Source organism: Pseudomonas sp. BMS12, from assembly GCF_001592875.1.
Classification (GTDB): Bacteria; Pseudomonadota; Gammaproteobacteria; order Pseudomonadales; family Pseudomonadaceae; genus Aquipseudomonas.
Genome location: NZ_LSOF01000014.1, coordinates 203,673 through 220,376, shown reverse-complemented (window position 1 = coordinate 220,376; position 16,704 = coordinate 203,673). Strand labels below are relative to the sequence as shown.

The following is a 16,704-nucleotide window of genomic DNA, read 5'->3' as shown; positions in this document are numbered from 1 at the left end:
AGAACGATGCAGAACATCCTGATTACCGGTGCCTCACGGGGCATCGGCCTGGGCCTGGCCAAGGCCTACCTGGAAAGCGGTGCCCGGGTGCACGCCGTGGTCCGCAACACCGACTCACCGGCCCTGCACCAGCTGCAGCAGGACCATCCCGAGCACTTCAACCTGATCGCCTGCGACCTGAACCAGCCCGAGGCGCCACAACGCATCGCTGCGGCGCTGGGCGAGCAGTTGCTGGATATCGCCGTCTTCAATGCCGGGGTAATGGGCCCTCAGCACCAGGACGTTGGTCAGGCCAGCAGCGAGGAGATCGCCCACCTGTTCCTCACCAACGCCATCGCTCCGGTACACCTCGCCCAGCAACTGGCAAACCGCGTCACCAAAGGCGGTGTACTGGCCTTCATGAGTTCACAAATGGGCAGTGTGGCGCTGGCCCGTTCGGCCGAGATGCCGCTATACGGCGCCAGCAAGGCCGCGCTGAACAGCCTGCTGCGCAGCTGGAGCCAGGCCGACGACCGCCCGCAGGCCAGCCTGCTGACCCTGCATCCGGGTTGGGTGCGTACCGACATGGGCGGCAGTGACGCCGACCTCGACGTCGCCACCAGCGCCGCCGGTCTGGTCGCCACCATCGCCAGCCAGCTCGGCGCCAACAGCTGCCTGTTCCTCGACTACCAGCAGCAACCGCTGGCCTGGTAAAGGCTGCGCCGGTTCGCCCACTCCGGGGGAGCCGGCCAATGGCTCTTGCGCAAAGGGGCACCGAGCTGGCTATGATCGGAGCCCATGAACTCCGTTCCCCAGCTTCGCCAACCCTGCCCGCCCGGCGCCTGCGACTGCCAGCGCGAACGCCTGCAGGACAGCCCCGGCGCCGATCTGCGCATCCTCCTGCTCACCCGCGCCGAGGAAAAGCGCCTGCTCGAACGCCTGGAAAACCTGCGCGACCTCAACGACCTGCGGCATATGCAGCAACGCATGTACCAGCAGCTCGGCATCCATGTGCAGGTCGTCCCCGGCCTCAACGAAGTACGCAGCATGCGCGGCATTGCCATCCATATCGCCGACCACCCGGGCCTGTGCCGCAAGACCCGCCAGGCCATCCCCGCCGCCATTCGCCGCGGCCTGGAAAGGCAGCCGGAAATCGCCTATCGCCTGCTCGACGAGCATGACCTGCTGCGCGATGCCTGAATAACAGTCGCGCCCTGGCTAAAGTGCTACCTTGCAGCTAATAAGAGAAGAAAACCCAATCGACCTATGCCCTGAGACCGACGACATGCATGTCATGATCGTGGACGACGACCCGTGGATCGCCGGCCTGCTGCAACAACTGGTCAGCAACATGCGCCCATCGGCCAATATCGATTGTTTTGGTGATATCAGCAGCGCCCTGGATGCCTGGAAGCGCCAACGCTATCAACTGGTACTGGCCGACTGGAACCTGCCGGACGGTTCAGGGTTGAACCTGCTGCGAAGCATTCGACAGCACGACCACAGTACGCCACTGATCATGATTACCGGCCGCTCAGACCGCGAAAGCGTGATGGCTGCCCGCCCCCTGGGCATCAATGCCTATATCACCAAACCGTTCGAGATTCCCAAGGTCCGCGCCTACCTCGACCAGCTGCTGCCCCCAGCCGAAACCGATAGCGCAGTAGCGACCAACGAGGACGATTTCCTTGCCTACCTCGGCAAGCTCTCGGGCGGTGACCTGGATATACCGCTTCTCAGTGGGGTCAAGGATCGGCTCAAGCAGGCTAGCGAGGGGACTCCGCAGGACCTGCGCAAGCTGAGCGAGCAATGGCAGCAGGATCCCGCGCTTTGCGCCTACATGATCTCCGCCGCCAACAGTCCGGGCTATCGAGCCGGAGGAAAACCCTGCACCAGCCTGCTGGACGCACTCAAGTGCCTGGGGGAGCGAACCAGTCTCAACCTGGCAATCGGTTTGGCTCTACGCCAGAACTGCTGTGGCAACGACACCATGCTGGATCTGCTGCTGCAGGAACACCTGAACGCCTCCGAGCAGTTGGCAGAGCGCGTCACCCAACTGGCCAAACAATGTCGAATCGACCCCGGCCCTCTGCACGCAGCGGCCTTGCTTCATCGCATGGGTGAGCTGAGCGTCCTGTTGCAAGCCCAGTATTGGACGACCCAGGGCATGACGGTCGACGACAACCTTCTCAACCAGGCCATGGACCATTACGCGCGCCCATTCGCCATTGCTCTCAAGGCCCAATGGGGTCTGCCGATGCTGCTACGCGAACTGATCGGTGCCATCTACAGTCTTCCGAAAACCCAGGTGCACAGAGAACAGGTACTCATGCGCCTGGCTGCAGCCTTGTGCAACGACGAGCCTGCTGAAACCATCGCACGTCTGAAGAGCCTGGCCGGCGTGGATTGAACGCGAGCAACGCTGATTTATTGGGCTAGTCTCTCAGGCAGAAATGGATATTCGGACTACTGCCATGACTTCCGAGGCACCTGTAATCCTGATCGTCGATGACCAATCCAGCGATGTACTGATCCTAAGCGAAGCACTGCACGATCTAGGCGAGGTCATCAGCGCAACCGACGGCCGCACGGCCCTGGAAATCGCCCGCTTTTGCCGCCCCGACCTGGTCCTGCTGGACATTCAGATGCCCGGAATGAATGGCTTCGACATCTGTCGGGTGATGAAGTCGGACCCCAAGCTGTGCGATGCGGCCATCCTGTTTGTCACCTCGCACACCCAGTCCGACAACGAGATCAAGGCCCTCGAACTGGGCGGCGTCGACTTTATCCAGAAACCCCTCAACATCCCCGTCGCCAAGGCCCATGTGCGGGCCCACCTCAACCTGCGGCGCGAGGCCAAGCGACTTGCCTACTACGATGCCCTCACCGGCCTGCCCAATCGGGCGCTGCTGCAGGATCGCGCCGAACAGGCGCTGCAGAAAGCCCGACGCAATGGCGACAAGGTAGCCTTGCTGCTGCTCGACCTGGACAACTTCAAGAGCATTAACGACTCGGTCGGGCACTCGGTCGGCGACGCACTGCTGCAAGAGATTGCCAAGCGTCTGGCCGGGTCATCGCGAGGGATTGATACCGTATGCAGGCCTGGCGGCGACGAATTCCTCATCCTGCTGCCCGACATGCAGCGCATGGACGCCATCGGTGACTATATCGAGCGTCTGCTGAAGAGCCTCGCCGCGCCCATCGAGCTGGAGAAAAACCGTTACGACCTGACAGCCAGCGTGGGGGTCAGCGTGTTTCCTGATGACAGCGACAGTCCGGAAGCCCTCCACCGCCATGCCGATGCCGCCATGTACCTGGCCAAACGCGAGGGGAGAAACCGCTACCACTTCTTCTCGCAGAGCATCGAGACCAGCACGCGCGCTCGCCACCTGCTGGAGAGCCATATGCGCAGGGCTCTGGAGCAAGGCGTCTTCGAAGCCTTCTACCAGACCAAGTACGATGCCCAGCGCCAGGCCATCTGTGGCATGGAAGCGCTGATTCGCTGGCGCAATGGCGAAGGCAAACTGGTCTCGCCAGCCGACTTCATTCCCCTGGCCGAAGAAACCGGGCTGATCGTGCCGATCGGCAAATACATGCTGCTGCAGGCCTGTGCCGATGCCCGGCGCCTGCACCAGTGCGGCCACCCCATCAGTGTCAGCGTGAATATCTCCGCCGTGCAGTTCCGCGAAGAATCCTTTCTCGACATGGTCAAATCGGCATTGCACGAAACCCAGCTGCCACCAGCCATGCTGGAGCTGGAAATCACCGAAGGCGTGCTGGCCCACGATATAGGCGAGGCGGCCAAGCTGCTTGCCGAGCTCAAGCGCCTGGGCGTGAGCATTGCCATCGACGACTTCGGCACCGGCTACTCCAGCCTGACCTACCTCAAGCGCCTGCCGATAGACGTGCTGAAAATCGACCAGGGCTTCGTGCGCGACATGCTGACGGATAGCAGTGACGCAGCCATCATCGAGGCCATCGTGCGCATGGGCCAGGCCCTGGGCCTGGCCCTGGTCGCCGAAGGCGTGGAGCAACAGGCGCAGGCCGACAAGTTGCAGGAACTGGGCTGCCAAACCTTGCAGGGCTATCTATATTGCCGACCGATGCCCTTTGCCGAGTTGCAGCAGCTACTCAGTGGTGGCACGGTCAAGGTGGTGGGCGACCAGCACAGTTGAAACACCGCCAGAGGGGCGTTTGCCGTTGAAGAAAAACCGTGCCGTGAAATGGAGTACCGCCCTGGCTCTGCTCGCGGGGCTATCGGTCACCGCGCTGCTTGCCCACTGGCTGCAACAGGCCAATCAGCAGCAATTGCAGGCGGCACTGGCCAGTACCACCGAGCAGACCGCCGACGCAGTCATCGACCGCATCAACCTCTACCAATATGGCCTGCGCGGCGCGCGCGGGGCGGTGCTCACCAGCGGTGAGCGTGGCATCAGCCGAGCGCTGTTCCTGCGTTACAGCAAGACTCGCGATGTCGATAAGGAGTTTCCTGGCGCACGCGGTTTCGGCTTTATCCGCCGCGTACCCAAGGAGCAGGAGGCTTCATTTCTCGCCCAGGCCAGGGCCGACGGCAAACCCGACTTCAGCATCCGCCATCTGGCGCCGCATGATGGCGAGCGTTTCATCATCCAGTACATAGAACCCGTCGAGCGCAACCTGGCCGCCGTGGGCCTCGACATAGCATCGGAAAAAACCCGGCGCGAAGCGGCCCTTACCGCCATGCGCAGCGGCGGAGTGAGCCTTTCCGGGCCGATCACCCTGGTGCAGGCCACCGGCAAGCCGCTGCAGTCCTTCCTCATTCTGATGCCTATCTATCGTGATGCCGTCACCCCGAGCAGCCCGGCAGAACGCATGAACAAGGGCTTTGGCTGGAGCTATGCACCACTGCTGACCGAAGATGTTCTCAGCGGCTTGCGCCTGGACAATACGACCTTGCATCTGCGCCTGCGCGACATCACCGATGCCGATAACAACGTGCTGTTCTACGAGGCCAGCAGGCCCGCTACGACTGCTCCTGAAATCCTGAGCCAGGTAGTGGAACGGGATATCTTCGGCCGTCGCTGGCAGATCGAGTTGAGCGCCTACCCGCCGTTCGCAGCACACCTGCACCAGACCTCACCCAGCCTGGTCTACTTCATCGGCGGCCTGCTCAGCCTGATGTTCGCCGCACTGACCGGGGTGCTGGACGTCAATCGCCAACGGCGCCGGCAGATATTCGCCGAACAGGCACGCCTGGCAGCCATCGTCGAGAGTTCCAGCGACGGCATCATCGGCAAGACCCTGAACGGTACCGTCACCAGCTGGAACAAGGGCGCCGAACAGATTTTCGGCTATAGCGCCGAGGAAGCCGTGGGACGAACGTTGACGCAGCTGATCGTGCCACCGCAGCTGGCCGACGAGGAGGCTGAGATCCTGCGCCGCGTCTCGAAAGGTGAGCCCATCCAGGATTTCGAGACCCTGAGAAAGTGCAAGGATGGCAGCCTGCTCGACGTTTCTGCGGCGATCTCGCCGATTCGCGACGAGAAAGGCCAGGTGATTGGCGTCTCCAAGACCGTGCGCAACATTTCCGAGCGCAAGGCCAACGAAGCGAAGATCCTCGAGCTCAACGCCAACCTGGAACAGCAGGTTGCCGAACGCACCGCCGAGCTCAAGGAAATCAACGTACTGCTCTCCAGCGTGCTCGACGCCGCCTCCGAGGTTGCGATCATCGCCACCGATACTGCCGGCACCATCAGCATCTTCAATCGCGGCGCGCAGAACCTGCTCGGCTACAACGCGGCGGAGATTGTGGGCAAGCAGACCCCGGCCATCATCCATGTGGCAGACGAGGTGGCTCGCCGCGGCGAGGAGCTCAGCCACGAGTACGGCGTGATGATCCGCGGCTTTCGCGTCTTCGTACACAAGCCGGAGCTGGAGGGCGCGGAGATCCGCGAGTGGACCTATGTGCGCAAGGACGGCACGACCTTGCGGGTCAGCCTGGCGGTAACCGCCATTCGCGACAGCCAGGACAAGCTGGTGGGTTATCTGGGCATCGCCATCGACATTACCCAACAGAAGGAAGCGGAACGGCGCATTGCCGAGAGCCTGGCCACAACCCGCGCGATCCTCGATACCGCCGTCAACCCGGTCATCACCTTCAATGCCGATGGTTTTGTACAGAGCTTCAACCCCGCGGCACAGCGAGCCTTCGGCTACAGCGCCGAAGAAATGGCCGGGCGTTCGCTATTCGAGCTGATCAGCACGCAATCGCACGCCCGTCTGCAACGGCTGGTCGAAGGCTATGTCGGTCACGACAGCGGAGCAAAAGGCAACTCGCTGGAGCTGGCTGGCCTGCACCGCGGCGGCGAGGAGTTTCCCATCCAGCTGTCGATCGGCTCCATGCCCTCGGCGGGTCAGCCACTGCTGGTCGGGGTGATTACCGACCTCAGCCAGCAGGTGGCCTTGCGCCAGGAAGTGCTGGCCGCCCGCGACCAGTTGATGATGGCTGCCGACGTGGCCCAACTGGGCATCTGGTCCTGGACCCTGGAAAACGACGACCTGCAATGGAACGACCGGATGTACGAGTTGTACGACCAGCCGCTGGCATTGCGCGAACAAGGCCTGAATTACCAGCACTGGTACAGCCGGGTACATCCCGAGGACGCCGATGTGACCGCGGCCAAACTGCAGGCCGCCGTCGCTGGACAGGGTGTCTACGAGCCGATTTTCCGCATCGTGCGGAGCGACGGGCAGGTTCGCTTCATCCAGGCCGGCGCCCAGGTCGAGCGTAATGCCGAGGGCAAGGCCATCAAGGTCACCGGGATCAACCTCGACATCACCGCCCAGCACGAGGTGGAAGCGCAGCTGCGCTATGCCAAGGAACAGGCGGATGCCGCCAGCGCGGCCAAGAGCGCGTTCCTCGCCAACATGAGCCACGAGATCCGCACGCCGATGAACGCGGTGCTCGGCATGCTGCAACTGGTGCAGGCCACCGATCTGACTCCGCGCCAGCTCGACTACCTGCACAAGGCCCATGGTGCGGCGCAATCGCTGCTCGGCCTGCTCAACGACATTCTCGACTACTCGAAGATCGAAGCGGGCAAGCTGCAGCTCGACCTGCATGCCTTCGAGCTGGAACCGCTGATGCGCGATCTGGCGGTGATCCTTGCCGGCAACCAGGGGCAGAAGGATGTCGAGGTGATGTTCGATCTCGACCCGCAACTGCCGGAATCGCTCATCGGCGACAGCCTGCGCCTGCAGCAGATCCTCATCAACCTGGCCGGCAACGCCCTCAAGTTCACCGAGCACGGTCAGGTGGTAGTCAGCCTGCGCCAGCTGGACCAGCAGGGACAGACGGTTCGACTGCGCATCGCCATCAGCGATACCGGGATAGGTATCAGTGAGGACCAGCTCGAACGCATCTTCGAAGGGTTTTCCCAGGCCGAGGCCTCCACCACTCGACGTTTCGGTGGCACCGGCCTCGGCCTGGTGATCTGCAAGCGCCTGATCGCCTTGATGGGCGGCGAGCTGCAGGTGGCCAGTCGCGTCGGCGAAGGCAGCCGCTTCTGGTTCGATATCGAACTGAAAATGGCGACCCAGAGCTCCCTGCGCGCCTCCTGCAGCGCCATCGACAGCAACCTGCGCCTGCTGGTGGTAGACGACAACGCCGTCGCCGGCGAGCTGCTCATGCAACTCGCCGGCGACCTTGGCTGGCAGGCCCGCTATGCCAACAGCGGCATCACAGCACTGCGCGAGATAGAAGCCGCTGCGCAGCAAGGGCTGCCCTTTCAGCTCGTGCTGATGGACTGGCGCATGCCCGGCATGGATGGGCTCGCCACGGCTCAGCGCCTGGACGCATTGCATCTGGAGAAACCGCCGATCGTGGTGATGATCACCGCTCACGGCCGCGAGGTGATGAGCGACCTGCAACAGGAAGGCATGGCTCCGTTCAGCGCCTTCCTGACCAAGCCGGTAACGCCCATGCAACTGTCCCACGCCATACAACTCGCCTTGCACGGCCAGCAGACGAACGCGCAGCCCGCACGGCCAGTACCGCCTGCGCGCCTCGCCGGCCTGCATCTGCTGGTGGTCGAGGACAATGCGCTGAATCGCCAGGTCGCCCAGGAACTGCTGCAAGGAGAAGGCGCCCAGGTGCAGTTGGCCGAGGACGGCCAGGCCGGTGTGACGGCCGTGCTGCACGCCAAGCCGCCGTTTGACGCGGTGCTGATGGATATCCAGATGCCCGGCATGGATGGGCTGGAGGCGACTCGACTGCTGCGCGGCCATGCGCACCTTGCCGCCCTGCCCATCATCGCCATGACGGCCAACGCTTCCCGCGTGGACCGGGACAACTGCCTGGACGCCGGGATGAACGAGCATGTGGGCAAACCCATCGACCTGGAGCAGCTGGTGCACACCCTGCTGCACTGGACCGGGCGTTCCGGGGAAGCGGAGCTTGCCCCCCGAACGCTCAGCCAGGACGAGTCACTGATCGAGTCACGCGAATCGGTGCTGCGACGTTTCGGTGACAACCTGCAACTGCTGCGCAACGTACTGGGCAGTTTCGAGACCGAGATGCGCAAGCAACTCGACCAGCTGGAGGCCTGCGCGAACCGACGGGACGCCCGCGGGGCCATGTCGGTTCTGCACACCCTCAAGGGCAGCGCCGGCACCATGGGGGCCAAGGGCCTGTCGCGCGAGGCGGAGCGCCTGGAACAGCGTCTCAAGCAGGCCGCCGAGCCCGCACAGCTGGAGCTCTTGAGCGACCCGGCATGGCTTGCCGCACTCGGCGAGCTACTCACCAACAGCGCCAGGGAACTGACGACCATGTTCGCCGCTCCCGCCCCTCTCCCCACACAACCCAGTGCGGCCAACGACGACTGGCACACTGCCTTGCCACATCTGCTCGACCTGCTTGCCAGCGGCAACCTGCAAGCCGTCGACCAGGCGCAGGCGCTGGCATCGTCGGTGCCGGAGCAGTGGAGTGAGACCTACGCCGAGCTTCTGCTGGCCATAGAGGGGCTAGACTTCAAGCAGGCACAACGACTCGGCCAAGCACTTCTCCTCGCCGTACAAGGAGCCTGATGTGGAATCCTGGCTAGACCATCGCAAGACTCGCCCCAAGCTGTTGCTGGTCGACGACCAGCCCATGAATATCCGCATCCTGAACGAGCTGTTCCGTTTCGATCATGACGTGTTCATGGCCACTCGTGGCGAACAGGCCATCGAGATCTGCCGGGAGCAGCAACCCGACCTGGTGCTGCTCGACGTGGTCATGGAGGGCATGGACGGCTACCAGGTCTGCCGCCAGCTGCAGGCCGACCCGGCGACCCGCGACATCCCGATCATCTTCGTCAGCGCCAAAGGCGAAGAGGAGGACGAAGCCCTGGGACTGGAGCTGGGCGCGGTCGACTACATCAGCAAGCCCTTCAACCCGACCATCGTCCGCGCACGTGTCAAAACCCACCTGACCCTCAAGCTGCAGAGCGACTATCTGCGCAGCCTCGCCAGCCTCGACGGTCTCACCGGCATCGCCAACCGCCGTAGCTTCGACGAACGCCTGGCCAGCGCCTGGGCCCAGGCCTGCCGCGAAGGCAGCCCCCTGTCGCTGCTGATGATCGATATCGACCACTTCAAGCCCTACAACGATCACTTCGGCCACCAGCAGGGCGACAGATGCCTGCGCCAGGTAGCGCTGGCGCTGAGCCAGACCACCAGCAGGCCCTACGACCTGGTCGCCCGCTATGGTGGCGAGGAGTTCGCCTGCCTGCTGCCGGACACCCATCAGAACGGGGCGATTGAAGTTGCGCGAAAGATGCAGGCGGAAGTCGCCAAACTGGCCCTCTCCCACCCACTGTCGGAAACCAGTGACAAGGTTGGCCTGTCCATCGGCGTCGCGGTGCTGCTGCCAACCCCCTGGACAGAGCCGAGTGAACTGATCCGGGCCGCCGATGAGCAGCTGTACAAGGCCAAGCACTCGGGTCGCGGACAGATCAGCGTGGCCAGCCTCTAGGTCACAGCGAGTCCAGGTAGCGCTCTACATCCAGCGCCGCCATGCAGCCGGCACCCGCCGAGGTGATGGCCTGGCGGTACACCGAATCGGCCACGTCACCGGCGGCGAACACACCGGGCACGCTGGTCGCGGTGGCATTGCCGTCGCGCCCGCCGTTGACCACCAGATAGCCATCCTTGAGTGCCAGTTGGCCCTCGAACAACGAAGTGTTGGGCGTGTGGCCGATGGCGACGAACAGGCCGTCCACCGTCAGCTCGCTGCTGCCACCGTCGTTGTGCTTGAGACGCACGCCGGTGACGCCGCCGGCATCACCCAGCACCTCGTCCACTTCGGCGTTCAGGCGCAACTCGATCTTGCCCTCGGCGATGCGTGCATGCAGCTTGTCCTGCAGGATCTTCTCCGCGCGGAAGGTCTCGCGGCGGTGCACCAGGGTCACCTTGCTGGCGATATTGGCCAGGTACAACGCCTCTTCCACGGCGGTATTGCCACCGCCGACCACCGCCACTTCGCGGTTGCGGTAGAAGAAACCATCGCAGGTGGCGCAGGCTGACACGCCCTTGCCCATGAAGGCCTCCTCGGACGGCAGGCCCAGATAGCGCGCGCTGGCGCCGGTGGCGATGATCAGCGCGTCGGCAGTGTAGGTGCCGTTATCGCCGACCAGGGTGAAGGGCTTGCCGGCCAGGTCCACGGCATTGATATGGTCGAAGACGATCTCGGTCTCGAAGCGCTCGGCATGCTCCTGCATGCGCTGCATCAGCGCCGGGCCGGTGAGACCGTGGGCATCGCCGGGCCAGTTGTCGACCTCGGTGGTGGTGGTCAGCTGGCCGCCGGCCTGAATACCGGTGATCAGCAGCGGCTTGAGATTGGCGCGGGCGGCATACACGGCGGCGCTGTAGCCGGCCGGGCCGGAGCCGAGAATGATGACGCGGGCGTGACGGGTAACGGACATGGCCAACTCCTGGGAAGCTGCTCCCGATCCAGGGAGAACAGTTCTTGAAGAAAAAGGGGCAGTCCGAGCACTTGGGGAAGGCTTGGGAAGATTGGACGGCCCCGCTAAAGGGAACTGCCGGCAAGGCTACCCAGGCCCAGGCGATGAGGAAAATGTCGATTCTCAATGTGCCTGATAGCCCGCCGCTATACCCGCAGGGGCAAGCGCGGCCTTGACTATACTCGGCTCATTTCCCCTCTCGGGCAGTGCGATCGGCATGACCTTGCGCAAACGACTGTTCTGGCTGTTCGCTCCGCTGCTGGTGCTGGCCCTGGGATTTGCCTACGCGCTGTCGCAAAGCCTGATTCTCAGCCGTTTCGACCGCCAGGATGCCAACCTGCTCGAGGCCGAGGCAGAGCGCCTGCAAAACCTGCTGGAACAAAACCTGCGGCGCAATCTCGATCTGGTACAAAGCTATGCGCAGTGGGACACCAGCTACGAGTTCATGCACGGCCAGCACCCGGACTACCTGAGCCGCAATGCCGATCCGGATGCGCTGGCCGAGATGAATTTCGACTTCATGGTGTTCCTCGACCTGCAAGGCCAGGTGTATGCCGAGCAGTGGCAGCCACCGAGCCTGGCGGATATGTTCGCGCTCGACGGCAGGCGCCCGGCAAACCAGAGCGTGCTACGCCGCGACATACTGGCTCAGGCCAAAACCCTGATCGAGGCAACCGAAGAGGATCTGTACGGTGCGCTGATCGAAGTGCAGGGCGTCCCCCTGATACTGGCCATGGGCAGCATCAAGGACAATCAGAGCACCCTGCCCAAAGCCGGCACCCTGCTTGCCGGGCACTTCCTCGACGGCGAACGCATCGAGACGCTGCAGGGCCAGATCAGCGGTACCCTGCGCCTGCTGAGCGCGGATGACAGCGTACCGGGCTGGGTCCGGTTAGCCTCCCCCGGGGCATTCAACCTCAACCGCGTCGAGCTGAGCCCACGCCAGCTGCTGGACGAAGATCGGCAACAGGTCCTGCTGCGTTTCAGCAACAGCCTGAACCAGCCGCAGATGATCTTCGAGCTGACCCGCGACCGCCGTCTCTACCATGAGGGCCGCAAGGCCATCGTCATCTTTCTCGCCCAGGCTACGGGGGTCGGCCTGTTCGCCCTGTTGCTGATCTACCTGGGCCTGGAGTTCGCCATCCTGCGCCGGGTTTCGCGCATGCACCTGGACATCGCCGCCATCGGCCCGGACTCCAGTCAGCAACGCCTGAAGGATCGCGGCAGCGACGAACTGGGCCGGCTCGCCCAGGAAGTGAACCGCATGCTGGAGCGCCTGGAACAGAGCGAGGCGCGCGACCGCGAGATCCTCGATGCGATCGAGGACGGCTATTTCGAGCTGTCGCCGGAGGGCAACCTGCTGGCCGTCAACCGCGCCCTGTGCAGCCTCCTCGGCTATTCGGCCGAAGCGATGCTCGGCCAGTCCTACGAGCGCCTGCTGAGCCCCGGCGATGTCGAACGCGCGCGCCAGGACTTCGCCCAGGCCCTGGCCAACGGCGAACAGATTCATTTCACCGCACCGCTGCGGCGTGGCGATGGCAGCCTGGGCCATTACGAAACGCGCTTCTCGCTGATCCGCGACGGTCAGGGTCACTTCGCCGGCTTTCGCGGCATCCTGCGCGATGTCAGCGAACAGGTGGCCTATCAGAACCAGTTGCTGGACATGGCCTATCGCGACTCGTTGACCGGCCTCGGCAATCGCAAGGCCTTTACCGAACAGCTGCGGAGCACGCTGGACAAGGCGCAGCGCGAGCATGGCGCACTGGCGCTGATCTACCTGGACCTGGACCGGTTCAAGGAGGTCAACGACCGCTATGGCCACGATGTGGGCGACGCCCTGCTGCAGAGCATTGCCGAGCGCCTGCGCGGTGCGGTACGGCAGCCGGATCGGGTCTATCGCCTGGGCGGCGATGAATTCACCCTGGTGCTGCCGGGCAGCGGCAGCGCGGCGGCGGAAAAGCTCGCCGCACGCCTGCTCAGCGAACTGCAGGGCGCCGCGCAGATCGGCGAACTGCACATCGACTTTGTTACGCCGAGTATCGGCATCGCCCTCTACCCGGACCACGCGCAGAACCCGCAGGCACTGATCAAGGCGGCCGACAGCGCAATGTACGAGGCCAAGCGCGAACGCAATCGGGTCTGCCTGTACCACCCGGGGCTGCTTTCCTCGTCCACGCAAAGTGGTTAAGGTCGGCGCGTTTGCCACTGCGCGGAGCCGCTCGTCATGCCCACACCCGCCCTTTCCGGCCCCCAATACCTCGGCGAAGGCCTGAAGCTGGTCCTCAGCCCCGGCCTGCGCCTGTTCGTGCTGCTGCCGCTGACGATCAACGCCCTGCTGTTCGTCGGCCTGATCGCCCTGGCCGTGCAGCAGTTCGGCGGCTGGGTCGATAGCTTCATGCCCAGCCTGCCGAACTGGCTGAGCTTTCTCGAATACCTCATCTGGCCGCTGTTCGTGCTGCTGGTGCTGGTGATCATGTTCTTCACCTTCACCATGCTGGCCAATATCATCGCCGCGCCCTTCAACGGTTTTCTCGCCGAGAAGGTGGAAGTGGTGGTACGCGGTCGCGACGACTTCCCACCGTTCAGCTGGGCCGAGCTGATGGCCATGGTGCCGCGCACCATCGGTCGCGAGCTGCGCAAGCTCGCCTATTTCCTGCCGCGTGCCATTCCGCTGCTGATCCTCACCTTCATCCCCGGGCTCAACCTGGTGGCCGCGCCTCTGTGGATCCTGTTCGGCGTGTGGATGATGGCGGTGCAATATATCGATTACCCGGCGGACAACAACAAGCTGGGCTGGAACGAGATGCTCGCCTGGCTGCGCGAGAAGCGCTGGCAGAGCCTGGGCTTTGGCGGTGCGACCTACCTGGCGCTGATGATTCCCTTCGTCAACATCCTGGTGATGCCGGCGGCAGTGGCCGGTGCCACCCTGTTCTGGGTGCGCGAGCGCACGGTCACCACTCCGTAACCAGGACGTCACCTGGGCTTCATGGCGCCGTCGCAGACTGGCGTCATGAATGTCACATCCCTGCATATCGCCCTGGTCAGCGAGACCTTTCCGCCGGAAATCAACGGCGTGGCCAATACCCTCGGGCGCCTCTGCCAGGGCCTGCGCGAGCGTGGCCACCACCTGCAACTGGTGCGCCCGCGCCAAGCCGATGAGACAACGAGCAGCGACGACGAGCTGCTGCTGACCCGTGGCTGGCCACTGCCCGGCTATGCCGGCCTGCAGTGGGGCCAGTCGGCCCTGCACAAGCTGCTGCGCCGCTGGCAACGCCAACGCCCGGACGTGCTGTACATCGCCACCGAAGGCCCGCTCGGCCTCTCCGCCCTGCGCGCAGCAAGGCGCCTGGGCATCCCGGTGGTCAGCGGTTTCCATACCAACTTCCAGCAGTACAGCGGCCACTATGGCCTGGGTCTGCTGGCCCGCCTGCTGACCAGCTACCTGCGCTGGTTCCACAACCGCACGCGGATGACCCTGGTGCCCAGCCTCAGCCAGCGCGTGGAACTGCAACGCCGTGGTTTCGAGCGCCTGGAACTGCTCGCACGCGGGGTCGACGGCCAGCTGTTCCACCCCTGCCGCCGCTCCGCCGAACTGCGCGCTGCCTGGGGCCTGGGCGAAGCCGACATCGCCGTGCTGCACGTCGGGCGCCTCGCAGTGGAGAAGAACCTGGCCCTGCTGGTGCGCAGCTTCCGCGCCCTGCAGCACGCCAACCCAGGACGCCGACTGCGCCTGGTTCTGGTCGGCGACGGCCCGCAGCGCGCACAACTGCAGGCCGAGCTGCCGGAGGCCATGTTCTGCGGCATCCAGCGCGGCGAGCGGCTGGCCGAACACTATGCCAGCGGCGATCTGTTCCTCTTCCCCAGCCTGTCCGAGACCTTCGGCAACGTGGTGCTGGAAGCTCTGGCCGCCGGCCTGGCCGTGGTCGCCTATGACCAGGCCGCAGCCGCCCAGCATATCCGTCACGGGCACAACGGTGCTCTGGCCAGCCCCGGTGACGAGCAGGCCTTCGTCGACGCCGCCCATTGGCTGCTGGAAGACCCGGAGAGTCTGCGCCGGGTGCGCCTCAACGCCCGCCAGCATGCCGGCCGCCAGGGCTGGCCGGCGATCGTCGAGCAGTTCGAGCAACACCTGCTGGCCGCGCGCAGTACGCCAGTGCCGGTCGCAACGACATAAAGATCGATACCCCTCTTTCCAGAGCCTGGATGGGAGTGGCTTTTAGTGGGAGCGGCTGGGCGGCCTTCCGCTTCAGCCGCGATGCGGGCCGTATCGCGGCTGAAGCCGCTCCCACAGAGCCATATCTGACTACCCAAGCTGCTCTTGCACTCGGCGGTGGGGCTGGGAGGCAATCCGCCTTGGCCGCGACTTAGACCGCAAAGGAGAGTCGCGGCCAAGGCCCCTCCTACAGGCAGTGCTGGGCTTTTTTTGTGGGAGCGGCTTCAGCCGCGATGCAGGCCACACCGCAGCTGCCGCTTTGCGCGGATGAAACGGAGTGACTCCCAACAGCTCTCCCAATGACCTGAGCAAAACGCAGGCATAAAAAAGCCCCGGTGTGCCGGGGCTGAAGTGACCCGCCGAAGCGGATCAGGGGTAATGCACTCAGACCAGAGTCATCAGCGCTTCGCGGCTGAACGGCAGGATGTCCTGTTCGCGGCTGTCGCGGACCTTCACTGCCCAGTCCGGGTCGACCAGCAGGGCGCGGCCCACGGCCACCAGGTCGAACTCCTGCTTGTTCAGGCGCTCCAGCAGGTTTTCCAGGCTGGCCGGCTGGGCCACCTTGTCGGTGTTGACCATGAACTGCAGGAACTCGCCATCCAGGCCAACGCTGCCCACGGTGATGGTCGGCTTGCCGGTGAGCTGGCGGGTCCAGCCAGCCAGGTTGAGGTCGGAGCCTTCGAACTCCGGCTCCCAGAAGCGGCGGGTGGAGCAGTGGAAGATGTCCACGCCGGCATCGGCCAGCGGCTTGAGGAAGGCACCCAGCTCCTCGGCGGTCTGTACCAGGCGCGCGGTGTAGTCCTGCTGCTTCCACTGGGAGAAGCGGAAGATGATCGGGAAGTCCGGGCCAACGGCGGCGCGCACGGCCTGGATCAGCTCGATGGCGAAACGCGAACGCTGGGCCAGGTCACCACCATATTCGTCGGTGCGCTGGTTGCTGCCTTCCCAGAAGAACTGGTCGACCAGGTAGCCGTGGGCGCCGTGGATTTCCACGCCGTCCATGCCGATGGCCTTGGCATCGCTGGCGGCCTGGGCGAAGGCAGCGATCACCTCGGCGATGTCGTCCTTGCTCATGCCGTGCACCACGACCTTGCCGTCCTTCAGCTTCTCGCTCGGGCCATAGCCCGGCACGCTGGCATCCGGCTCGGTGCCCAGCTTGCGTACGTTACCCACGTGCCACAGCTGCGGGACGATCTTGCCGCCTTCGGCGTGCACGGCATCAACCACCTGCTTCCAACCGGCCAGGGCATCCTCACCGTAGAAGCGCGGCACGTTCGGGTAACCGTTGGCAGCCTTGTGGCCGACGGTGGTGCCCTCGGTGACGATCAGGCCGACGCCGGCCGCGGCGCGGCGACGGTAGTACTCCACCACCTTGGCATTGGGCACGCCGCCCGGCGAGAAGGAGCGGGTCATCGGCGCCATGACCACACGGGTCGGCAGCTCCAGGTTGCCCAGGCTGAAGGGTTGGAACAGGGCTTGTACGGGGGCGCTCATGAAGTCTCCTTGGGCCGGCCAGATGACCGGTCGTCTCGT

The 16,704-nt window shown here is 64.3% G+C and carries 11 protein-coding genes; 9 read left to right on the top strand and 2 right to left on the bottom strand.

The window, feature by feature from the left end:
• The first annotated feature begins 6 nt into the window (after nt 1–6).
• The 6 genes from AYB31_RS14660 to AYB31_RS14635 all read left to right on the top strand — a co-directional run bounded on the left by AYB31_RS14660 (nt 7) and on the right by AYB31_RS14635 (nt 9,970).
• Nucleotides 7–693: an SDR family oxidoreductase gene (locus AYB31_RS14660; protein ID WP_068829436.1), complete on the top strand. Its 687-nt coding sequence runs from the start codon at nt 7–9 to the stop codon at nt 691–693.
• Nucleotides 694–777: 84 nt separating this feature from the next.
• Entirely contained in the window at nt 778–1,179 is a 402-nt protein-coding gene (locus tag AYB31_RS14655) for a hypothetical protein (protein WP_068829435.1), read from the top strand.
• A gap of 85 nt (nt 1,180–1,264) precedes the next feature.
• Nucleotides 1,265–2,389 carry a response regulator gene (locus tag AYB31_RS14650; RefSeq protein WP_068829434.1) on the top strand — a complete coding sequence of 375 codons (1,125 nt, stop codon included), beginning with the start codon at nt 1,265–1,267 and terminating at the stop codon, nt 2,387–2,389.
• 64 nt (nt 2,390–2,453) lie between these two features.
• Nucleotides 2,454–4,154, top strand: coding sequence for a two-component system response regulator (locus AYB31_RS14645; protein WP_236715562.1), 1,701 nt, complete (start codon nt 2,454–2,456; stop codon nt 4,152–4,154).
• 43 nt (nt 4,155–4,197) lie between these two features.
• Nucleotides 4,198–9,042, top strand: a complete 4,845-nt coding sequence (locus AYB31_RS14640; RefSeq protein WP_201787427.1) for a PAS domain S-box protein — start codon at nt 4,198–4,200, stop codon at nt 9,040–9,042.
• A gap of 1 nt (nt 9,043) precedes the next feature.
• Entirely contained in the window at nt 9,044–9,970 is a 927-nt protein-coding gene (locus tag AYB31_RS14635) for a diguanylate cyclase domain-containing protein (protein WP_068829431.1), read from the top strand.
• A 1-nt stretch (nt 9,971) separates the two neighbouring features.
• On the opposite strand, the gene trxB is transcribed toward AYB31_RS14635, so the two are convergent.
• Nucleotides 9,972–10,919, bottom strand: coding sequence for a thioredoxin-disulfide reductase (gene trxB, locus AYB31_RS14630; protein ID WP_068829430.1), 948 nt, complete (start codon nt 10,917–10,919; stop codon nt 9,972–9,974).
• Nucleotides 10,920–11,175: 256 nt separating this feature from the next.
• On the opposite strand from trxB, the gene AYB31_RS14625 reads away from it, so the two are divergent.
• The 3 genes from AYB31_RS14625 to AYB31_RS14615 are packed head-to-tail and all read left to right on the top strand — an operon-like array spanning nt 11,176 to nt 15,132.
• Nucleotides 11,176–13,146: a sensor domain-containing diguanylate cyclase gene (locus AYB31_RS14625; protein ID WP_068829429.1), complete on the top strand. Its 1,971-nt coding sequence runs from the start codon at nt 11,176–11,178 to the stop codon at nt 13,144–13,146.
• A gap of 36 nt (nt 13,147–13,182) precedes the next feature.
• Nucleotides 13,183–13,923 (top strand): sulfate transporter CysZ, encoded by a 741-nt coding sequence (gene cysZ, locus AYB31_RS14620; RefSeq protein ID WP_068829428.1) that lies wholly within the window; start codon nt 13,183–13,185, stop codon nt 13,921–13,923.
• Between the two features lie 45 nt (nt 13,924–13,968).
• Nucleotides 13,969–15,132 carry a glycosyltransferase family 4 protein gene (locus AYB31_RS14615; protein WP_236715561.1) on the top strand — a complete coding sequence of 388 codons (1,164 nt, stop codon included), beginning with the start codon at nt 13,969–13,971 and terminating at the stop codon, nt 15,130–15,132.
• 423 nt (nt 15,133–15,555) lie between these two features.
• On the opposite strand, the gene AYB31_RS14610 is transcribed toward AYB31_RS14615, so the two are convergent.
• The gene (locus tag AYB31_RS14610; protein WP_068829426.1) at nt 15,556–16,665 is read right to left on the bottom strand and encodes an NADH:flavin oxidoreductase; all 1,110 of its coding nucleotides are present in this window, start codon (nt 16,663–16,665) and stop codon (nt 15,556–15,558) included.
• Between the last annotated feature and the right edge of the window lie 39 nt (nt 16,666–16,704).